Origin of the sequence: Amycolatopsis sp. NPDC051373 (assembly GCF_040689465.1) — a bacterium.
GTDB lineage: Bacteria > Actinomycetota > Actinomycetes > Mycobacteriales > Pseudonocardiaceae > Amycolatopsis.
This window is the reverse complement of record NZ_JBFBAE010000008.1, coordinates 92,251-113,496: the sequence shown is the minus strand read 5'-3', so window position 1 is coordinate 113,496 and position 21,246 is coordinate 92,251. Positions and strand designations below refer to the sequence as shown.

Here is a 21,246-nt window from a genome sequence, read left to right as displayed (position 1 = left end):
ATCTAGTCGCGGGGGTGCTGCTGGTCGTGCTGTGCGTCGGCGGCGCGGTGTGGTGGACCACGGCCAGCGAGAACCGTGTTGCCGTGCTGGCCACGGCGCATCCGGTGTCGCTCGGGCACGTGCTGGCCCCGGTTGACCTGCGCAGCGTCGAGGTGTCAGTGGGGCCGGGCCTGGTAGTTGTGCCGGCGGATCAGGCCCGGATGATGGTCGGGCGGGCGATGGCGACCAGCCTCGGCGCGGGCGCGTTACTCACCCCGGACGCGGTCGGGGCGGCCGTAACCCCGGCGGCGGGGCGAGCGGTGGTCGCGGTCGGGATGACATCGGGCCAGTACCCGCCGGAGCTCGCCGCTGGCGCAACCGTCGCCGTGATCGTCACCCAGAGCGCGACGACAGCGCCATCGACCACGGGGGAAGACGCAGCGGCGGGCACTTCGTGGCCGGGAACAGTTGTCGGCGTCAGCGAAGCAGGCAGCGATCAGACGACGGTCGTGTCGCTCGAGCTCGACACCGTCGGCGCGACGGAGCTGGCGCAGGTGCCGGCGGGACGCGTGGCGCTGGTGTTGCAGCCTGCGGGTGGTGGGCGCTGATGCTGGTGGCGTTGTGTTCGGTGAAGGGCTCGCCCGGAGTGACCACGTTGGCGGTCGCGCTGGCACGGCACTGGCCGAACGCGGAGTCGACTCGTCGGCTGGTCGTCGAGGTCGACCCCTCCGGCGGTGACCTGGCTGCGCGGTGCGGGGTGCCGGCCACCCCCGGGCTGGTGAGCTTGGCCGCGGTCGCGCGCCGCACTGCCGACCCTGCGGTCGTGTGGGAGCACACGTATCCGCTTCCGGGTGGCGCGCGGATGCTGGTGGCACCCCCCGGTGGCGTGCACGCCCGCGCGGCCATGCACACCCTGGCCATGGCGTCCGGCGGGGCGATCCTGCGCGGTGTCGCGCGTGATCCGTGGGCCGTGGTGCTGGCCGACTGCGGCCGCGTCGATCCCGGTTCTCCGGCGGAAGCGCTCGCGCGCGGCGCCGACGTGTTGCTCCTGCTGACCCGGGTCGGCGCCGAGGACCTCGCGCATGCCGCTGCCCGGTTGGGTGAGCTGGCGCGCTGGACACCGCGTCCCGGTCTGGTGCTCGTGGGTGAGGGGTACCCGACCGTTGATGTCGAGCGCGACCTCGGCGTGCCCGCGATCGGACGGATTCCGCACGACCCGGCCGCAGCAACCATCCTGAGTGGACCATCGCGGCTCCGACGCGGCGCCGGCGCGCTGGACCGGCAGGCCGCAGTACTTGCCCGCGCGCTCGCCACCCGGGCCACGCCGTCGCCGGCCGCTCCGCCGACCCCGGCGATGCCTTTCCCGGGCGGTGGGCTCACGAGCGTGCCGGGGGTGCCGGACCAGCAAGTCCGGCTAGCGGGCGGCGACGTCGTCCGGCTCCCGCGGCCGCCGCATCAGCAGCTGCGCCCGGCACCTACCCCGCCACCACACCCCGCCGGCCCCACCGGGAACGGCCCTCAGCTCCGGCTCGTGAGGAGGGGCCCGGCATGACCCCGACCAACACCCCGGCCACGACGGGCGTGAGCGCAGCCGAACGGCAGCTGCGTAACCGGCTGCGCTCCGCGCTGAACGCCGATCTCCCGGCGCGAGTGGACGCCGCATCCGTAGGCGAGCCGCTGAGCCTGGCGCGCCGGCGTGAGATCGGACGGCAGGTACTGGATGCGGCGATCGGCGCGCATAGCCACGACGAGCTCCTGGCCGGACACGCGCTGGCGGATTCCGCCGCCGAACAGCGGCTGGTCGAGCAGGTGCTGGACGAGGTGTTCGGCCTCGGCGGCCTGCAACCCCTGCTCGCGGACCCGAGCGTGGAGACGATCGCGGTCAACCGGTTCGACCGGGTTTTCCTCCAGCACAACGACGGCCGCCGCACGCAGGCCGCGCCGGTAGCGGCGTCCAACGAGGAACTCACCGAGCTGATTCGCACTCTCGCTGCCCGCGCGTCGTCGGAGGAACGGCGCTTCGACCGCGGCGCACCCGCCTTGAACCTGCAGCTGCCGGGTGGGGAGCGGCTCTTCGCGGTGCTCGGGCTGACCGCCGACGGGGTGACGGCGTGCACGATCCGCCGACACGGCTACCTGACCGCCACCCTCGCGCAGCTACGCCGCCGCGGCACGCTCGACGCCGGGTTGGAACGGTTCTTGCGCGCGCTGGTGCAGGCGCGGAAGAACGTGCTGATCACCGGCGGCACAGGGGCCGGCAAGACGACGCTGCTGCGCGCGCTGACATCGGAGGTGGACCCGATGGAGCGGATCGTCACGATCGAGGACGCCTTCGAACTCGGCCTCGACCGCGATCCACGGTTGCACGCCGACGTCACCGCGCTGCAGGCCCGCGAACCCAACGTGGAGGGCGAGGGGGCGATCGATCAGGCCGAGCTGGTCCGCTGGGGCCTGCGCATGAGCCCGGATCGCGTGATCGTCGGCGAGATCCGCGGGCCCGAGGTCATCCCGATGTGCAACGCGATGTCCCAGGGCAACGACGGCTCCATGGCCACGCTGCACGCGTCCAGCTCGAAGATCGCCTTCACCCGCCTGGCCTCCTACGCCGCCCAGGGCCGGGAACGGCTGTCGCTGGAGGCGACCGCGCTGCTGGTGGCGAGCGCGGTGCACTTCGTCGTCCACCTGGATCGCGCCGCCGACCGAACCACCCGCGTGATCGCCTCGATCCGGGAGGTCGTCGACGCCGACGGCCCGGTGGTGATCTCCAACGAGATCTACCGCCGCGGTCCCGATCGCCGCGCCGTGCCCGTGGCGGGCGCGCTGCGCGCCGACACGCTCGATGACCTCACGGCCGCCGGCTTCGACCCCGACCTGCTCACCCAGCCCGAGGGGTGGTGGACGCCATGACGACCACCACCACCACCATCATCATCGCCGCCAGTTTCGGTGCCGGCGCCGCCGGCGGCGTGCTGCTCATCCTCTCCGCCCCACGTCGTAGCACTGCTACGAGCGTCAAGGCCGGCCGCGTCCAGGTGCTCGCAGGCCGGTTGCGGGATCGACGGGTGCTGCTGCGCCTGGCCGTGGCGCTGGCCGCCGGGATCGTGGCCGCAGCCGTGACCGGCTGGGTGGTTGGCGTGGTGCTGGCCGCGGCGGCCGTGTGGTTCCTGCCCCAGCTCGTCGGTCCCGATCGTGCGCACGCGCGTCGGATGGCGCGGATCGAGGCGATCGCCGGGTGGACGGAGATGCTGCGCGACGTCCTTTCCGCCGCCGCCGGGCTCGAGCAAGCCATCCTCGAGACCGCCCGTCTCGCCCCGCCCGCGATCCGACTCGAGATCGCCAGCCTCGCCGCCAGGTTGTCCAGCGGGCAGCGTTTGGCGCCGGCGCTGCGGCAGTTGGCCGGGGAGCTGGACCATCCGATGGCCGATCTCGTCCTCGCCGCCCTGGTGCTCGCGGCCGAGCGGCAGGCCCGCCAGCTCACCGATCTGCTCGGCTCGCTCGCGGCCACCGCGCGGGAGCAGGCGGCGACGTGGATGCGGGTCGAGTCCGGGCGCGCCCGCATCCGCACTTCGGTCCGCGTGGTGGTCGCCACCACGCTGGTCTTCGCTGGCGGGGTCGTGGTGTTCGACCGCGCCTACCTCGACGTCTACAACACCACCGGTGGCCAGCTCGCCCTCCTGCTCATCGGCGCCGTGTTCACCGCCGGGTTCGCCTGGCTCACCCGCATCGCCACCAGCACCGGGCAGACCCGCCCCCTCACCCTCGAAACACCCGTGGAACCTGACGTGGCCGCAGCGGCGCACGACGGAGGTGAGCGCCGATGATTCCCGCGCTCCTGCTCGGCGCCGGGACGGGTGGTGGCCTCTGGTTGCTGCTGACCTGGGTCCGGCCACCCCGTCCCGCGCTCGGCGAGCGCCTCGCTCAGCTCGCACCACCTCCCGCGGCGCCGATCACGACCACCCGCGACGCGTGGGTCCGGCGGTGGGGTCGGCCGGTCGTGCCGGTGTTGCGCGCGCTGGGGCTGCCCGGTGCCGCGATCGAGACCGATCTGCAGGTTCTCGGCCGCGGCGCCGACACCCACCTGGCCGCCAAAGTCTTGCTCGCCCTTTCCGGGCTGCTGGCGCCGTGGTTGCTCCACGCCCTGCTCGTCGCGTTCGGGTCGGCGCTGGGAACCGAGGTGTCGCTGCTTGCGGGGGTCATCTTCGCCGCACTGGGCTTCCTCCTGCCCGACCTCGATGTCCGAGCGAAGGCGGCTCGGCGGCGGCGGGACTTTCGAGCTGCGCTCTCGGCGTTCCTCGACCTGGTGTGGATCACCCTCGCCGGCGGCGCCGGTGTCGAAGCCGCGCTGATCGACGCCGCCACCGTCGGCCACGGACCCGCGTTCCACAAGATCCGCCAGGCCCTGCATGCTGCCCAGCTCACCCGCACCACCCCCTGGGCCGCGCTGCGCCGGCTCGGCGAAGAACTCGACATCACCGAGCTGGCCGAGCTCGCCGCCTCGCTCTCGCTGGCCGGCACCGAAGGCGCCCGTATCCGCCTCTCACTCGCCGCGAAAGCGCAGGCCCTGCGCACCCACCAGCTCACCGACGCCGAAGCCGAGGCCCAAGCCGCCACCGAACGCATGGCCTTGCCGGTAGCCCTGCTGTTCCTCGGCTTCTTGACCTTCATCGCCTACCCGGCAGTACTCCAAGTCCTCAATGGATTTTAGAACTCCCGCCAGTTCACGAATTCTGAAGCTTTGCTCGACCGGAACCGAAGGATGGAGGTGTTGTGGCGGCTATCCCGACATGCGACCGCGCCGTCCTGTTGACACAAAAGGCATTGCACATCTCGACAACGAAGGAAGTTTGATGTGGAACCACATGCACACCCTCTGGACAGTCCTCTGCGCACGCATCACGGTGTTGCGGGCCGAGCCGGAGCGCGGGGAGATCACCACCACCGTCATCGTCACCGCGTTGCTGGCCCTCGCCGCGATCGCCATCGTCGCGATCATCGTGGCCAAGCTGACCGCGAAGGCGAACTCGATCGACCTCGGCAGCTGACCCCCTCACCTCCCACGATGACCGCACGCCTCGAGCGCGCGCTGCGGGGGGACCGAGGCGAGGTCACCGCCGAGCTGGTCGTCGTCATCCCGCTGCTGTTCCTGGCCCTGATGGCGATCATCCAGTTCGCGCTGTGGTCCCACGCCACCCACGTCGCCCAGGCCGCTACCACCCAAGCCCTCGCCGCGGCACGCACCCAGGACGGCACCGCCGGCGCCGGGCGCGCGGCCGGGCAACAACTGCTCGATGACCTCGCCCACGGGCCGCTGCAGAACCCGCAGCTGACCGTGTCCCGCGGACCGACGGCCGTGTCGGTCGCCGTCCAGGGCGAGGCCGCCGCGGTGGTGCCCGGCCTGCACCTGCCTGTTCACGCCGAAGCCGCCGGCGCGGTCGAGCGCTTCGTTCCCGATATCCCGGGAGCCCACTGACTCCTCACGCCGCAGCCACACAACCGGCGCGGCACGCGAACGGAAGATGCCATGACCACACGAATCACCGCCACGCCGGTGCGCACCGGGACCTTCCACGATGGGCCCGACACGCTGCTGCTCAACCCGCAGACACCGCGTCGCCGATGGCACCGTGAACGCCTGCGCGCCTTGTTGCTGCCGCAGACCCTCCTTATCGGACTTGCCGGAGCTGTCGCGCCGGAGGTGATCCAGGTGCCGCCGGGATGGAGCGGCGTCATTGCGAACCTGAGCGTGATCACCGCTGTGGGCGCAGGGATCGTCCTGGCCGTCGGGATCGGCAGGCTCCTGCGCATGCCCACCGACCACCGCCACCCGCTGGCCCGGCCATGCCGGCTCGACCGCGTCCGCGGCGAATTCTTCTTCCGCAGCCGGGACTTCACCGACCTCGGCCCCGACAACCACCTGCTCGTCCGGAATCTGATCGCCGGCGTGGACGAGCTGCACCGCAGCCCAGCGCGCGCCTGGCTCGACCCGCAGCTCTGCGCCGAGGTGCACCAGCTCGTGTGGCAGACCCTGGCCTGCCTGGACCGTACCCGCGCTGCCCGCAACGTCGCGGCCGAACTCACGGCCGAGTCCGACACCGACACCGGCGCGCTCGCCGCTGCGGCCCGCGAGGCCGTCGCCGTCATCGATCACGCCCTGGACCAGGTCGCCCATCACCTGCACGGCTGCCTGGTGCTAACCCGCGCGTGGGAGGCCAAAGCCCGGTCCACCGAGCTGACCACGCGCACCGGCCGGGCTTTGGCTGAGCTTCCCGGAAGCCACCTCCTGCATCAGCTGGCCGAGGCCGCCGAAGGACTCCCGCAGAGTGTGTTCGCCTACATCACGGCCGCTCGCGACGTCACCGGCGCCGGGACCTTTCCGTGGGAGCGGCCGCGCTCCACCTGGCCACACACCGGTGGCGTCACCTCCCGGCGCGCCACCTGGAACCGCACCGGGCGTGCGGGCGACGACGGGGGATCACCGTGACCCGCCTGGCTCCTGCCGTCGGGTGGCTGCGGCGATGGTGGGCCGATGAGCGGGGGTCGGTGACCGTCGAGACGGTGATCGTGGCCCCGTTCCTGGTGATGCTGCTGGTGTTCGTCGCCGTGGTGGTTCACCGCGGGGTTGACGCGCGGCTGCGGCTGGACGACGCCGCCCACCAGGCCGCCCGCGCTGCCACCTTGCAACGCACGATCGCGGCCGCCACCACCGCGGCGGGCGACACCGCCAACAGTGCACTCGCCCAGGCCGGGATCGTGTGCCGCGGAGTCACCATGACCCTGACCGGCAACCTCGCCCCCGCCACCACCGTCACGGTCACCGTGCGCTGCCGCGTCGACTTCGGCCAAGCCGCGCTCCTTGGCGTCCCCACCACCCGGACCCTCGCCTCCAGGGCCAGCGAAGTCGTCGACACCTACCGCGCCCAACCCACCGGAGCCACCCCATGACCCGCCGACCCGAGGGCGAATGGGGTTGCTGGTGGCGCGCCGAACGCGGCCAGGTGACCGTCCTCGTGGTCGTCCTGCTCGTCGCGCTGCTCGCGCTGGCCGGCCTGAGCCTGGACGGCGGCCTCGCGCTGGCCAGCAAAGTCCGTGCCGGCGGGCAAGCCGAGTCCGCTGCCCGCGCCGGCGCCCAAGCCCTCGACCTCAGCACCTACCGCACCACCGGCCAGCTCCGTCTCGACCCCGCCCGCGCGCACCAGCTCGCCCAGACCTACCTCGCCAGCGTCGGCGCCACCGGCACCATCGAGGTCGGCGACGACACCGTGACCGTCGAGATCACCACCACCTACCGAACCCAGCTGATGTCGCTGATCGGCGTGCGCGACATCCGCACACACGGCCACGGCGCCGCCCACCCCCAACGCGGCGTCACCACGATCGAACCCTGACCACCACCACGAGCAATCCACGAGCAGGAAGGGAGAACGGGCATGGTCACCTCCGAACAGGAGATCGCCCGTCGCCTCAAGGAGAAGGATTCCGCGCGCAGTGCGCGCCGGGCCGAGGCGGCCACCACAATCGGCGAGCTGGCCCGTAGGCACAGTGAACTCGCCGGCCAGCTCGCCCAGCTCGAAGGAGAGCTCGGCGCCGCTCTGACCGCGGCCGAGGACGTCATCGATGTGCCCGAGCTGGCCCAGGTCACCGACATTCCCGCCCCTGACCTCGCGTGTTGGCGCGACCAGGCCGCCAAGCCCGTCCGCGCGGGTAAACGCAAGCGCACCAGCAGCCCGAAGAACAACGGCCTGTCTCCCGCGGCAGCCGCTGCACAGCCGCCGCGATCCACGCCGGAACCTGCTGCCGCGGGCGCGGCACCAAGCTGATGGCCGCTCCTGGTCACCGTGTCGCCCGCACCCTCCGGCTCTTGAGCTGGACGGTGCGCGGCCTGTTCGCTGCCGCGTTGCTCGTGGCGCTGCTGGCGGGGCTCCCGTTCGCGCTGATCTACGGCGTCGGGTGGCCGTTGCCCGACCACGTGCCGAGCCTCGATGAGCTCGAAGCACTGCTGCTGACGCCGATGTCGAGCACCTTCCTGCTCAACACGCTCGCCTGCGTCGCTTGGCTGCTGTGGACGGTGTTCGTCCTCGACGTCGCCGCGTGCGCGCTGGACGTGGTGCGTGGCGCGCGCTGGCCGCAGGACAGCGGGCCCGTGCGCCGCGTCGCTGCCGCGCTGGTCGGCACCCTGCTGATCGCGCTGCTCGGCCGCACGGCCACCGCGGCACCGGCCAGCACACCCTCGCCCGGGCATCTTCAGAGCCACACCACGTCCATGGCGACGGCGGCGGACGGCCGCGCTACCGCCACAGACACCGAAGCGACACCGCCGGCGCAACCCGTAGACCCTGGTGTCGAACGCGTCCGCGAGCCGCGCAATGGGGTCCACGACTCACTGTGGCGCATCGCGCAGCGCTGCCTCGGTGACGGCGACCGATGGCCGGAGCTCTGGGCGCTCAATCGCGGCAGCACGCAACCCGATGGGCGAATTCTGAGCAACCCGAACCTGCTTCACCCGGGCGACCTGCTTCGCCTGCCCGCCGCCGAGCCGACCCCCACCCCGGTCGCTCCTGCCCAACCCGCCGCTCCGCACCACCTCGCGCCGACCCTCCCGAACCCGGAGACGGGACCATCCCCGCGGGCCGTGGCACCGCCTGTGTCGGCCGCGCCGGTCCCGGAGATCGTGCGCACCGAGCACAGCGGGGGAGCGGTGACCTGGGGTGAGGGCGAGGTGTTCATCGGGCTCGGGCTGGCGACCGCGGTGAGTGCGCTGCTGATGCTCGCCCGCCGGCGCCGCCACGCGCGCTACCAGCCCGGCAGCGGTCACCGCGGCGACGACCTCCTGGCCGCCCCGATCGTCTACCAGCTGCGCCAGGCCCACCTGCGCGCCCAGCGCGACGACGACCTCGCGGTCACCCACCCCGCGGAACCCGACGGCGACCCTGATTTTGCCTCGGACGCAACTCTCCCGGCAGAGCCGCACGGCGCCAACAGGGAGTCCGTTGCCGCATCAGAACCCGTCGGAGGCCAGGGGAGCGGTGCCGTGCAGGTGCTGACGACCGGAGCTCGACGGGTCGTCGGCGCGAGCGCAGGAACCAGCCCGACGAGCCCGCTCTCGGCGGTCGACCTCGCCCTCGCACCCGGCGCGAGCGACGAGACCGCGGCCGCAGGGTTCGGGGGAGGAACGCAGATCGCGCTCGACCTGGCCCACGTGCACGGGCTCGGGCTCGTCGGGCCCGGCGCCTACGCCGCGGCGCGCGCCCTGCTGCTCACCCTCCTCACCGCCCCGGCGCCCGGCGGGGACGCTGCGCCGAAGGTTCTGCTCCCCGCTGCCGACCTTATTCGCGTGACCGGCCTGCCGACACCCGCCGCGAGCCTGCCCCGGGTCATCACCGTCACGACCGACCTCGACGCGGCTCTGACCCGGCTCGACACCGACCCCGCCGAGCCACACCAGCCCCGCATGCTGATCGCGACACCGCCGCGCGAGCCGAGCCGCCAAGCGCGCCTGCAGCAACTGCTCGACAACGGCGGCACCGCCGGAATCACCGCCGTGCTGCTGGGCCAGTGGCGCCCCGGCGTGACCGCCTACGTCACCGCCTCCGGCATCATCTCCGCCACCGATCCCGGCCCCGGCGAACCGCTGCGCGGCACCCGCGCCTTCACCTTGCCCGAGGCCGCGACCCGCGACCTGCTGGCCTTCCTGCGCACCACCGCACCCCACGACAGCACCGACAGCAGGACCGCCGAGGACGACCCGCCCAGCGACGCACCCGCTCCCCACCGAGCCGCGACACCATCGGACGCGGCCGACCCGGCCCGAGCCCAGAACACCGGAGTCGGCCCGCAACGCCTGGAAATCACCGCAGGGACACCCGCGCCGGAGCCGTCCCCGGGCAAGGACGGCGAACCCGGCGACAAGCCGCGCCCGCGAGCGGCCGGCACGGACGCGGGGACACCCCCGCCGCTGACGCTGGCAGTGTTCGGCGCCCCGGCCCTGCACTGGCGACCCGGCCCCGAACACCCGCAGACCGAGCCGCGCGACCTGTCCGGCGAGCTGAGCAGCCGACCGGTCGAACTGCTGGTGTTTCTCGCCGTGCATCCCGGCGGGGTATCCCGGGACGCGATCGTCGACGCCCTCTGGCCCGACGAGCCGCCCCGCAATCCCGCCAGCGTGCTGCGCACCGTGCTGTCCCGCATCCGCCGCACCCTCGACGCCGCCACCCACGGCGCCGTCGGCCAGCTGGTCCTAGCCGAGCACAGCCAGTACCGGCTCGATCCGGCCGTCGTGGAGGTGGACTACTGGGGCTTCGCCGACGCGGTGACCCGCCGTCGCACGGCCGGCACGTCCGAGCGGCGCGCCGACGCCTACGAGGCAATCGTGGCGCACTACGGCGGCGCCCTGGCCGACGGACTGGATTCCGACTGGCTCGTCGCCGCCCGGGAGGCGACCCGCCGCGACGCGCTCGACGCCGTGGCCGCTCTCGCCCGCGCCCACGTCACGACCGACCCCGACTACACCCTGGATCTGCTCGAGACCGCGCGGGCGTTCGATCCGCACAACGAGTTGCTCTACCGCGACATCATGCGCCTGCAGCACACGCTCGGCCGGCACGACACCATCTCCCGAACCCTGAGCCTCTTGCAGACTCGCCTGGCGGAAATCGACGCCGTTCCCACCGCGGACACCGTCGACCTTGCCCAGCGGTTGCGTGCCCGCGACACCGGGATACCGGTCGAGGACTTCTCTCGATCCACGGCACCATGAATGAACGCTCCGTCAAGTGTCCAGCATCCCTCGCCACGGCGGGAATCGAGGTGCGAGTCACGAGCGGCAAAGGCAATTGCGCAGAACAGCGAAAACCTCGATTTCTCGCCGTGATGCCGCCCGCGCCGATGCTAGCGTTGACCGTGGCAGTACAACTGGCGAGGCTGAAGAAAAAGAACTTCGTGGGCGCACACTCGTATTCTCCGAAAAGCCCGGCACTGTTCCGCGTCGAGTGCTGTCGGCGACGTCCGCTCCCCGAAGAGACAATCCGGCGCCACCGTGACGACCCGTACTTCTCGCGCACGGATAACGCCCCGAGTGCCGGGCCGCACGCACCGGCGCGGTCACCCGGTGCCACCGCTGCAGTCCAGGACGACGCGGAGCGTGATAGCCAGCCGTGGGACCGACGACCCGGCCTATCAGCCTCGTCTTCCGGTATCCGACTAAAATGGATCCCCCTCGTGAGCCGTTCTCGCAGCTCACACCCCCTCCATGGGGATCCACCGGTGTCCCAGACTCGCTTGACACCAAGCAGGTAAACACATCAGGCCCGGCGGCGTTGTCGCGCGGGTTCATCATCGTTTCTCCACTGCTCACCGCTGCACTTCACTCAGCCTCCCGTTTCCCTTTCCCTATTCAATCTATTAAATAAAACTGCATCTATGTGCAGCTTCTTCCGTGGCCGGCGCTCCCATTCCAGGACGATCCACGACTTCCTGACCTGCACAAACAAGTCCGCGAAAATGTAGTCGGTTGCGTCAAAATGGCAAAATTCCCTGAAATTGACCCCGGAAAACCATTGCACGGCACCCGGGGTCGAGTTACGTTTGTTGTGTCACCGGGAAACCGGAAACCACAACAAGCTTCCGCCCGGGGTGTGAACCATTACCCCAGGAACTCGGAAAACCGCAATTCGCGAATAGGGACTGTTGTGCGCTTCGCCGACACCACGCGGAAGGACCCGACACCATGACCACGCCAGCCACGACTCCGGCCACGGGCAACACGCCCGCCGCCCCGGGCGCGGCCCATCGACTGCGCAACGGCGAACTTCGCCGCATGGTGGCCGAACAGCTCGCCCATGACCCCACCGCCACGCTCACCCCCGGCACCATCGCGAACAACCTCGGCGGGAAGTCATCCGGCGCGGTCGGCAACGCTTTGGCGACGTTGGAAATGCGCGGGGAAGCCGAAAGGGTCGGCACCAACCCGGTCACCTACCGCGCGACCGACAAAACCGCCGACGCCGCCAAAGCCGCCACGGTCAACCCGCGCACCACCGCCGCCGCGCCCGCCCCGCTCAGCCCGGCCCCGGCACCCGCCCCGCCCGGGGTGGTCAAAGATCCTGTACGTCGCCCGAACGGGCAGATGTACCACCCGCGCAAGCTGTCCGGGCTGTCCGATGTGACCGCGCTACGGCGGTTGCGGGACGCGAACGTGTCCGCGCTCATGTACGGGCCGCCCGGTACCGGGAAAACCTCGGTGGTGGAGGCTGCGTTCGACGACCTGGTGACCATTCAGGGCGACAGCGACACCGTGACCGACGACTTCGTGGGTTCCTACGCGCAAACCCCGGACGGGCGCTACGAGTTCGCCTACGGCCCGCTGGTGACCGCGATGCGTGACGGGCGCGCGCTGTTCATCGACGACGCCACTCTCATCCCGCCGACCGTGCTCGCGGTGGTGTACCCCGCGATGGACGGACGCCGCCAGATCCTTATCAAGAGCCACAAAAACGAGGTAGTGGACGCCGCGCCCGGGTTCTATGTCGTGGCCGGACACAACCCCGGGGTGCACGGCGCGGTGTTGACCGACGCGCTCTCGTCACGGTTCGCCGCGCAGATTCACGTGTCCACCGACTACGACCTTGCCGCCCAGCTCAAGATCGACCCGAAAGCCGTGCGCGCGGCAAAGAACCTGGCCCTACGGCAGGAAAAGGGCGAGATCGGGTGGGCGCCGCAACTGCGGGAGCTGATCGCGTTCAACCGCATCGCCGCCGTGCTGGGCACCACTGCCGCCGCCGGAAACCTGGTCGGTATCGCACCCGAGGAGGACCGGGACGTGGTCGCCGAGGTTGTGCGGAACGTGTTCGGTGCGAACGTTGCGCCCCTCTCCCTCGGGTCACAGTTCTAACCCCGACCGCCGCACCCGTGCCGCCCTGTCCGGAAAGGACACTCATCATGACGTTCCATGTAGCCGCACCCGCCGCCACACCTACCGCGATTTTCCCCACTGCGCCCGCGTGGCTGGCCCTGTCCTCCGCGTTCGGTGCGCAGGTCCCCGCGATCGCCGACCGTGACGACCTCGCGGTGATCGTCGCCCCCGGTGCAGGACACGGTTCCCCCGCCTGTTTCTTCCCTGACTTCGGCCGCATCGAAGTCGACGGATCCCATGTGGACACGGGTGTCGACCCCGCGACCGTCGAACCTCACCGGGTTGGCGACCGCCGCCGCTACCGCACCGCATGGGGGCTGCTAACCCACGAATGCGGCCACGCCAAGCATTCCGCGTGGCGTGCCCCCGACGGCGCGCCCCCGGGAGCGGTCGCGGCGGCGGACCTGCTGGAAGAAACCCGCATGGAAGCGGCACAAGTCCGGCGCCGCCCGGGTGACCGGTACTGGCTGCGCGCCAGTGCCACCCAACTCATCCTCGCCGATACCAAAGCGAGCGACCCAGCAACCGCGCCGCAAATGACCCCGCAGGACGCCGCCCGCAGTGCCGCTCTCCTGCTGGCCCGCGTGGACGGAGGCATCCTCAACCGCCGCGAAGTCGCCCGCGTCCAGCGGGTTGTGCGCGACGTCCTCGGCACCGACACCCTCGTGAAACTCCGCACAATCTGGCGCACCGCACACCGCACCGCCGACGACAACGCCACGGCCATGATCGAACTCGGCCGCCGCTGGTGTGAAGCGATCGGCACCGACCCGAACCAGCCGCCCGACACCCCCGACCCCAGCGCCACTACCGCCGCCGGGACCGGGAACGGCATCCCGTCGCCGCTGGCGAGCGCGATCACCAGCGCCGTCGCCGCGATCGGTAGCGCGGTCGCGGCCGAGCCCGCCCCCACCGACCCCGTCACGCTGGCGATCGACGCCCGGGCTGCCGATGAGGCGGCGCGCCAGCAGGCACAGGACGACGCCACCACGGTGTTCGGTGGTGTCGGGACGGGACGCGCCACGAAGGCCCGCCACATCCGGGGAACCCGGGCGCCGAGCACACCCGAGCAAACCGCCGCGCGACAGCTCGCCCGCGCGCTGAGTACCGCCGGACACCGCGACCGCACCGCCACCAAGACCCGCTCGACGGTTCCCCCGGGGCGGTTGCGGATGCGCGGCGCGATGGCCGCCGACGCCCAACGGGCGGCGGGCGCGATCCCGACCGCCGAACCGTTCACCCGCACCACCCGCAGCGCCGTACCCGCGCCGCCCTTGCGGCTCGGCATCATCTGCGACGTCACCGACTCGATGAGCGCCTTCACCGATCCCGTGGCCTCGGCGGCGTGGATACTCGCCCACGCCGCCTGCCACACTGCCGTGCCCGCCACCACCGCCACCGTGCTTTTCGGCGCGGGCAAGGTCACGCCGATCACCCGCCCCGGCACGACCCCGGCCCACGTCACGGAATTCGGCACCCGTCGGGGCGGGCACGTCATCGACACCGCGATCAGCGCCCTGGAAGGCGCCCTAGACCTGTCCCGCCCGACCGCCGCGCGCCTGCTGGTCATCATCTCCGACGGCCATTTCGAGGACGAATACCGGAAACGGGGCCAGAAGATGCTCGACCGGTTGCGTGCCAGCGGTTGCGCGGTGTTGTGGCTCGCGCCCGACCAGGACGGCACCGCCCCCATGGACGGCGCCACCGCGCACACCCTCACCGACCCGACCAACACCGCCCGCGCCATCGGACAGGCCGCCACCGCCGCCCTGCGCGCCACCCGCTGAACCCACCGCCCGGGGGCGGGCCAAACCCGCCCCGGCGACCACAGCCACACGACTCCGAGGCCGATCACCACGGCATCCGCGCCGCCCCCATGGAATTTCACGACGGCCCCGGCCACCACCCCGACTGCCCTCGCCGACGGACCAGTAAGCCCCCCGATTCCTGAGAACGGAGAACCCGATCATGGCCACGATCGCGACCCCCGAGGCCGCCCACACCACCGCCCCGAGCACGCCACCGCCGCGCATCACGAAGAACGACCGGGTCGCCCTCGTCGCGATCCACATCGCCGCCGCGTTACCGGGCAACTGGACCGTCGGCCGTGGCCGCGACGAATGGGAGGTCGCCGATCTGCTGTGCCTGAGCAGCGGAATACGCATCGGCCTACACCCGTGGGATGAGCGCGCGTGGGGGTATTACCTGGTACCGGACGTACCGCCACGGTTTCACGGCGCGTTCCGGTGGCCAACACACGAGTTCGAAGAAGGCTTCCACCCCGGCTTCGCCGTCGGTGCCGCACCCGCCGAGGTCGCGACCTACATCCACGAGCAACTCGTCCCGCAACTCGACCAGGGCCTCGCGCGCGCCGTGGCCGCCGAACGCGAGCGCGAGCAAAAACGCGCCGCTTGCGAGGAGGTCGCCGTACAGCTGCGACGCGACCTCACGGCGGCGCTCGGAAGCGAGGGCCAGCTCGTGCGCGTGACCTATCTGCCGCGCATCACCTGTCCGCCGTCCCGCGACGAAATGACCATCGTGTTGACCATGCCGGTCGACGAGGCGATCGGCCGAGCGCCCGCTCTCGGCCGCGCCCTCAGCGCACCGATCGACGACACCGCGAAGCCACCCGCGCGGGAGGGCATCCCCGCGAAGGAGGGCCACTGATGAACACAACTACCGACCTGCCTGCCACCGTGGCCGACGTCGTCGGGGCCTTGGGCGCCGTTCCCACGTTCGAATGACCAGCCACCACCGCACCGTGGCAAGGAGCGACAAACCCATGCGTGACAGGAAAAAGCGACTCCTGTGGATGGTTCTGGCCGTCATGTTGCCGGGACCGTGGACCCCGGTGATCGTGCTGGCCTACATCCTCGGCCGCGCCACCGAGCGCGACCGGGACACCGCCCGCCTCCACGAGCCGCCGTACCCCGATCCCTATGCCTGGGCCCCGGCGGCACATAGCTGGGGTTTCTCGGCGCCAACACGATAAGGAGACCGCAGATCATGTCGAGCTTCACCGATTTCTACCTCGGACGCGGTGAGCACGCCGACTGGATCGGCTCCCTGCAGGGAGAGTGCTACCCGGACAACTTTCTCGCCGTCCCGCCCGTGCTGCTGGCGTTGACCGCGACCGACGAGAACACCTTCCGCGCGGCGGTGGTCGACGCCCTCGATGCGTGGGAGGACGAAGGCCTCGGCCGGGGGTTCCGGCCCGAGGGGGCTGGCCATGGCCGTGGTACAGCCCCCACAGCAGCAGCTGGATCATCGCCTTTGACCCAGATGAGCTTGCGGTGTTCGCCACCGTGGGCGGAGGGGTCCGATGGCAGCGCATCGACCCGCGCGATCCGTGGCTGCCCGAGGGCGAGGACGACCCGCTCGGCCCGCCCGACCTCTACGCGTGGCTGCGTGACCCGGCCGCGCCACCGTCGGTGCCGATGCCGCTGATGCGCGAGAAGCCCGCCGATATGCCCGCCTTCGGTGGTGAGGCCCGATGAGCGGCACGACAACCCACGATTTCTACCTCGGGCGCGGCCGCGACGCCGAGTGGCTCGGCTCGGTCCACCTCGGCAGCCGCGCCAGCGGCGGCCTCGACGAGATCGCGCGGGCACGGTCGGAGGGCGGGTTCAGGGCCCTGGTCGACTTCTTCCTGCGCGAGGCAGAGGTCGACGAGGCCGGCGAGGTCACCCACGCGGGCAGTGAGTGGCCGTGGCTCTGGCCCACCAGCCACGGCACCGACTACGTCCACGCCTTCGACACAGGCGCGGTGTGGTCTGCGCTGCGGGGTGATCGCTGGTCGCTGCGCGCGGGTGACTACGTCCCGCCCGGACCGGGTGAACTTCCACTGGTGTTCCCGCACGGGCGCGCCACCTGCGGCTATACCGGGATCGATGCCGCCGACACCACCGCCCGCCGCTACGGTCCGCTGCTCGGCGCGACCCACCGCCACGACCTGCCCCAGCTGGGACTGCGGATCCTGGCCGACCTCACCGAACCACCGGGACCCGGCACTCACGGCGACGTCGACAAGCTACGGGCCAACCTGCCACCGCATCTGCGGTACGCCGTCACCGCCGACGACGCGGCGGTGGAGCTGGAGGTCGAGGTGTTCGGGTATCGCGACGGCGACCCCGCCACCGAGACGGCCGCGCACGCCCTGTCGATGCTGCCCACCCTCTACGGATGGGCGGACCCCTCTGGTGGTCCGCCCCGCTTCGGCGTGCGCGTGCTCATCGCCGACAACGAGCGCCACACGACCCACCCGGTGCTGGCCAACCCCCGCGCACGCGCGGTGCTCACCGCCTACTGAACCCCGACCTTTCAGCCCACAACCGTAAGGAGAGAACACCATGTCGCCGAACACCGCACCCGCCGCCCCGGCTGCCGCTGACGAAGTAGCGACAGCGGAGCCGCGCAGCGCCGCCGACCACCGCGCCGCCACACACCCCACCGACACGGACGCCACGCCCGTGCAGAAGTCCTGCCCGGACTGCGAGGTCGCGATTGGGCAGTACCACGTCGAGGGCTGTGACGTCGCCCGCTGCCTGGCCACCGGATTGCAGCGACTCGGCCACGACGAGCCCTGTCGCTGCCCGCAGGACGTGTGGACCGGGCGGTGGCCCGGAGAAGCCGAATGCCTGGAGTTCGGCTGGCTGTACGGGCCCGGCCTGCCCGACTTCAATCGCCTCGTCATGACGGCCACCTGGGATCCCGTCGCGCGCCGCTGGACCCACCCCGACCACCAGAACACGCCCGACCAGAACACCACTGTCGAAGGAGAGCAGTGATGACCCTGCTCAGCAACGCCCCGCACTCGTCCGCGGGCACCGACCTCGCCGCCGGCGAGTACTGGATCGAGTTCGTTCCCGCCGCCCGGGCCGAGCCGCACCAGCGCAGCTTCCCCGCCGCCGTCGAACCCGCCCGCCACCACGGTCTGTGGGTGCGGCCCCGGCTGCGGCGGGAGGTCGCCGAGGCGGTATGCGAGTGGCTCAACGTGGTGTACCCGGTCGACCCGGACTGGTACCCGCTGGCCCGCTTCGAAGGCGACCTGTTGGTGGTCTTCACCGGGCAGGCCACCCACCAGCGTCACGAGATCGCGCTCGGCGACGACGGCCGCTATCCGCTCGGAGAGCTGGGCCGCTGGTTCCTGTCCGGCCCGACTCGCACCCGTGACCGCTTCTACCACCAGCTTGAGGTGCTGCGCGACGCCGAGCGCCACTATCCGCGCCCAGGCGAAACCGTGGTGACCTGCGACCCCGGCAACCGGCCTGTGAGCGGATTTCCCGCGCGGCTCGATACCCACTCCGCAGCACCGTGGGTGCCGGTGTTCCGGCCGGAGATCGCCGAGGCAGTGGCAGTGTGGTGCGCGACGAACCACGACAAGTTCCCCGACGAATATCCGCTGGTGTACTTCGACGGCGACACGCTGGTCCACGTCCACCAGCACCGCCGCGCCCTCGACGGATACCTGCCTCGGCGGATCGTCCCCGACGCGGACGGGAACTACCGGCTCGACGGTGACGAGTGGACCTTTGAGGTGGTCTCGGAGAAATCCGAGGGTGAGGTGCACCTGCCCGCGACAGTGCCGGAGGGCGGTGGCTAAGCGCGGTCGGGGAGTCCAGCGTGACCGGGCCCCGCTTCGTCGACCAGCGTGCGCCGATGCGGCGGCCTACCCCCGGTCGGTCGCTCCCACTTGTCCACTGCCGAGATGAGCGAGCGGCTGCACACCTGCGAGGCACGGCGATGACCGACAGATATCCGTCCCCGCAGGTTCGACTGTCCGCTATGATCAAGACATGTGCTGCTGCGCTCCCATGACTACAACCGCCGCTTAGCGGCGGTACCGCGGTTCCTTGTAACCGTGGCCCATTGCACTGCCGCCACGCGGGGGCAGTGCCAGGACGTACCGCCGGATCAGTGTCCTGCCGGCAGTCACTCGTATTCCTGTGACGTCGGGTCATCCTGCCTGATCAGGGAAGTCATGTCTCAGTCGCAGCGTTTCGATTCACAGCGCCCGCATGCAGCCGGACCCAGCACTACGCAGCACCCGCGTGCCGCCACCCTGCTCCTGATGGTCGGGCTCCCCGGGGCTGGGAAAACCACCCGCGCCAAAGAGCTCGCCGCAACCCACCGGGCACTGCGGCTGACCCCAGATCACTGGATGATCCCGCTGTTCGGCGATTCGATGGCCGACGGCAAGCGCTGGGTGCTCGAAGGGCGGCTCATCTCGGTCGCCCTACAGGCGCTGCGGCTGGGGACCAGCGTCGTACTCGACTTCGGGCTCTGGAGCCGCGACGAACGGTCGGCACTGCGCTGGCTGGCCCGGTCGGTCGGGGCATCATGCCAGGTGGTCTACCTGCCCGTGGACAAGGACGTCCAGCTCGCCCGCATCGCGCACCGCCAGGAAACAACACCGCATCAGACGTTCCCGATGAGCGAGGCCGACCTGGATGCCTGGCGGGAGCAGTTCCAGGTGCCTGATGCCGCCGAACTCGACGGCGGCGAGATTCCCACCCCACCGGCGGGCTGGCCGAGCTGGCCGGAGTGGGCGGTAGACACATGGCCCTCGTGCGCCGACAGCTAACCCGGACGGCCCACCAATCGGTCACCAACCTTCGGCGATAACGCTCAACCTTCGCCGCGAGAAGGCACCCGCCTCCGCCTCCGCCTCGCGGCTCCCCGTCCGAGAAGTCCCCATCGGTGTCGGATCTGGGCGTCGCCGTAGAACGATTGCAGGTGGACGCCGATCTGCTGGGCCACTGATCGGCGGCGACGGAGTCCGACATCGCCGCCGTAATCCATCCCGCCAAGATCGGGAGAACTTCTCGAGAGTGTCGATGATCCCTGGCGGTGTTTCGCCGTCGGGGATGATGCCGGGGCAGGCAGGCTTGTAGGGCATCGCCACCAGAAACTTCTTCGGGGGCGAGAGAGGGAAGCTCGCCGGCGGCGGCGCGGGCGCTTGGCAAAGTCGTCGGCCATGGCAGACGCGTCCTTCTCGGAAACGGTGCGGGGTTCGCGCTATTACGGGCCCATCGACGCTCCGTGGGCGCCCGGATGTCAATCCGCGTATACGTTTTCGCCAAAATGGCTGCATTGTCGAACCCGCCCGGACAGTGTGTCCACACGAGACACGTGTCTTGTTTGACGAATCGCTTGACATGGAGGCGATGACGAAGCGTCCATAGACGTGTAGCCCGACCAACCGGATGCGCACCGGCGAGCCAGCGCCCCGGCCGGGGCGACCATCCCAACCTATTCCGTTTCGTACCAACACCTGGAGTTCGTCATGTCCGGTAAGAACCGCCACGCCCGCGCCGCCACCACTGACGGCGGCCGCCACCTGCACGCCGTGTCCGATGACCCCAGGCAGCAGAACGCGCCGACCACGGAGGACAAGGTCCGGGCGGCGCTGGCTGACAATCCCCGGTCCACGCCCGCCGCCTTGGCGATGGCGGCCGGGGTTGGCCGCTCGACCGCTTCGAAGTTCCTGGCCCGCTGGGAGAGTGAGGGCACCGCGATCCGGACCGCAGGTGAGGGTCCGCGCAAGCCCGATACCTGGGCTCTTGCCACGCCGGACCATGACGCTGCCGCACCCGATGCCGAGGACGCGCAGCCGCACACGGACGCGACGCCCAGCGCCGATGCACCGACCGATGACGCCAGCGACTCCACCGACACCACGACGGGGGACCTGGATGCGACGGAGGAGGCCGACGTCGACGAGTCGGCCACCGAGGACACCACGTCTTCGCAGGAGGCCACCGCCGACTCGGAAGCCCATGACAACTCGGAAACCGACGCCCCCGCCCCCGCTGACGACGGGGCCGCCCCGTCCGTAGAAACCCAGGCCGAGAACAGCGCCACCAGCCCCGACGCCGCGCAGGGGGATCCGGCGAGCAGTGCGGCCGAGGCTGAGCCGTCTGCGGCAGAACTGCCTGCGGTCGCGGACAACGCCAGCACGGACAAGGACCGACTGCCCAAGGGCGGGCTGCGGGCCCTGGTGGAGGAGTACCTGACCGCCCACGCGAGCGAGAGTTTCGGGCCCGCCAAGATCGGCAAGGTGCTCAGCCGTTCGGGCGGTGCGGTCAACAACGCGCTGGAGAAGCTCGTCGCCGACGGGTACGCGATCAAAACGTGCGAGGCGCCGAAGCGGTTCGCCATCAACCCGGACAAGACCGACGTCCCGGCAACGGCTGAAGGCGCCGCCGAGTCGGCACCGAAGGCCTGACTGCTGTCCCCTTATCCGCGCACAGGCCGCCGCTCACCCTCGTGGGTATCCGGTCCTGCGCGCGGATTCTCATGACACCGGTGCCCCTGGTCGAAAACCCGTAGTGCGCGGATCCCCCCGCCGCACCGCGTTT

General features: G+C 71.0%; 22 protein-coding genes. All 22 read left to right on the top strand.

Going from position 1 to position 21,246, the window contains the following annotated elements:
• The first annotated feature begins 14 nt into the window (after positions 1 to 14).
• Positions 15 to 587 (top strand): hypothetical protein, encoded by a 573-nt coding sequence (locus AB0383_RS16640; RefSeq protein ID WP_366187734.1) that lies wholly within the window; start codon positions 15 to 17, stop codon positions 585 to 587.
• Positions 587 to 1,531 (top strand): carbon monoxide dehydrogenase maturation protein, encoded by a 945-nt coding sequence (locus tag AB0383_RS16635; protein WP_366187733.1) that lies wholly within the window; start codon positions 587 to 589, stop codon positions 1,529 to 1,531. The genes AB0383_RS16640 and AB0383_RS16635 overlap by 1 nt, the downstream gene beginning before the upstream one ends.
• Positions 1,528 to 2,886: an ATPase, T2SS/T4P/T4SS family gene (locus tag AB0383_RS16630; RefSeq protein WP_366187732.1), complete on the top strand. Its 1,359-nt coding sequence runs from the start codon at positions 1,528 to 1,530 to the stop codon at positions 2,884 to 2,886. The genes AB0383_RS16635 and AB0383_RS16630 overlap by 4 nt, the downstream gene beginning before the upstream one ends.
• On the top strand, positions 2,883 to 3,800 hold the full coding sequence (locus AB0383_RS16625; RefSeq protein WP_366187731.1) for a type II secretion system F family protein: 918 nt from the start codon (positions 2,883 to 2,885) through the stop codon (positions 3,798 to 3,800). Before AB0383_RS16630 ends, AB0383_RS16625 begins: the two co-directional genes overlap by 4 nt.
• Positions 3,797 to 4,684, top strand: coding sequence for a type II secretion system F family protein (locus AB0383_RS16620; protein WP_366187730.1), 888 nt, complete (start codon positions 3,797 to 3,799; stop codon positions 4,682 to 4,684). The genes AB0383_RS16625 and AB0383_RS16620 overlap by 4 nt, the downstream gene beginning before the upstream one ends.
• Positions 4,685 to 4,826: 142 nt before the next feature.
• Positions 4,827 to 5,021, top strand: a complete 195-nt coding sequence (locus AB0383_RS16615; protein ID WP_366187729.1) for a hypothetical protein — start codon at positions 4,827 to 4,829, stop codon at positions 5,019 to 5,021.
• Positions 5,022 to 5,038: 17 nt separating this feature from the next.
• The gene (locus AB0383_RS16610; RefSeq protein ID WP_366187728.1) at positions 5,039 to 5,449 is read left to right on the top strand and encodes a TadE family protein; all 411 of its coding nucleotides are present in this window, start codon (positions 5,039 to 5,041) and stop codon (positions 5,447 to 5,449) included.
• 51 nt (positions 5,450 to 5,500) lie between these two features.
• Positions 5,501 to 6,460 carry a hypothetical protein gene (locus tag AB0383_RS16605; protein WP_366187727.1) on the top strand — a complete coding sequence of 320 codons (960 nt, stop codon included), beginning with the start codon at positions 5,501 to 5,503 and terminating at the stop codon, positions 6,458 to 6,460.
• 59 nt (positions 6,461 to 6,519) lie between these two features.
• Positions 6,520 to 6,921: a TadE/TadG family type IV pilus assembly protein gene (locus tag AB0383_RS16600; protein WP_366187726.1), complete on the top strand. Its 402-nt coding sequence runs from the start codon at positions 6,520 to 6,522 to the stop codon at positions 6,919 to 6,921.
• Positions 6,918 to 7,364: a pilus assembly protein TadG-related protein gene (locus AB0383_RS16595; protein ID WP_366187725.1), complete on the top strand. Its 447-nt coding sequence runs from the start codon at positions 6,918 to 6,920 to the stop codon at positions 7,362 to 7,364. Before AB0383_RS16600 ends, AB0383_RS16595 begins: the two co-directional genes overlap by 4 nt.
• Before the next feature lie 42 nt (positions 7,365 to 7,406).
• On the top strand, positions 7,407 to 7,796 hold the full coding sequence (locus AB0383_RS16590; protein ID WP_366187724.1) for a hypothetical protein: 390 nt from the start codon (positions 7,407 to 7,409) through the stop codon (positions 7,794 to 7,796).
• Positions 7,797 to 7,837: 41 nt separating this feature from the next.
• Positions 7,838 to 10,732, top strand: coding sequence for a BTAD domain-containing putative transcriptional regulator (locus tag AB0383_RS16585; RefSeq protein ID WP_366187723.1), 2,895 nt, complete (start codon positions 7,838 to 7,840; stop codon positions 10,730 to 10,732).
• Between the two features lie 969 nt (positions 10,733 to 11,701).
• Positions 11,702 to 12,865: an AAA family ATPase gene (locus AB0383_RS16580; RefSeq protein ID WP_366187722.1), complete on the top strand. Its 1,164-nt coding sequence runs from the start codon at positions 11,702 to 11,704 to the stop codon at positions 12,863 to 12,865.
• Between the two features lie 47 nt (positions 12,866 to 12,912).
• Positions 12,913 to 14,673 (top strand): VWA domain-containing protein, encoded by a 1,761-nt coding sequence (locus AB0383_RS16575; protein WP_366187721.1) that lies wholly within the window; start codon positions 12,913 to 12,915, stop codon positions 14,671 to 14,673.
• A gap of 181 nt (positions 14,674 to 14,854) precedes the next feature.
• Positions 14,855 to 15,553 carry a hypothetical protein gene (locus AB0383_RS16570; protein WP_366187720.1) on the top strand — a complete coding sequence of 233 codons (699 nt, stop codon included), beginning with the start codon at positions 14,855 to 14,857 and terminating at the stop codon, positions 15,551 to 15,553.
• A gap of 115 nt (positions 15,554 to 15,668) precedes the next feature.
• Entirely contained in the window at positions 15,669 to 15,878 is a 210-nt protein-coding gene (locus tag AB0383_RS16565; protein ID WP_366187719.1) for a hypothetical protein, read from the top strand.
• A 301-nt stretch (positions 15,879 to 16,179) separates the two neighbouring features.
• A complete protein-coding gene (locus AB0383_RS16560) occupies positions 16,180 to 16,383 on the top strand; it encodes a hypothetical protein (RefSeq protein ID WP_366187718.1) in 204 nt (67 codons plus the stop codon).
• Positions 16,380 to 17,195, top strand: a complete 816-nt coding sequence (locus tag AB0383_RS16555; RefSeq protein WP_366187717.1) for a hypothetical protein — start codon at positions 16,380 to 16,382, stop codon at positions 17,193 to 17,195. The genes AB0383_RS16560 and AB0383_RS16555 overlap by 4 nt, the downstream gene beginning before the upstream one ends.
• 40 nt (positions 17,196 to 17,235) lie before the next feature.
• Positions 17,236 to 17,673, top strand: a complete 438-nt coding sequence (locus AB0383_RS16550) for a hypothetical protein (RefSeq protein ID WP_366187716.1) — start codon at positions 17,236 to 17,238, stop codon at positions 17,671 to 17,673.
• A complete protein-coding gene (locus AB0383_RS16545; protein ID WP_366187715.1) occupies positions 17,673 to 18,488 on the top strand; it encodes a hypothetical protein in 816 nt (271 codons plus the stop codon). Before AB0383_RS16550 ends, AB0383_RS16545 begins: the two co-directional genes overlap by 1 nt.
• Positions 18,489 to 18,956: 468 nt before the next feature.
• A complete protein-coding gene (locus AB0383_RS16540; RefSeq protein ID WP_366187714.1) occupies positions 18,957 to 19,469 on the top strand; it encodes an ATP-binding protein in 513 nt (170 codons plus the stop codon).
• Between the two features lie 765 nt (positions 19,470 to 20,234).
• The gene (locus AB0383_RS16535; RefSeq protein ID WP_366187713.1) at positions 20,235 to 21,113 is read left to right on the top strand and encodes a hypothetical protein; all 879 of its coding nucleotides are present in this window, start codon (positions 20,235 to 20,237) and stop codon (positions 21,111 to 21,113) included.
• Positions 21,114 to 21,246 lie beyond the last annotated feature (133 nt).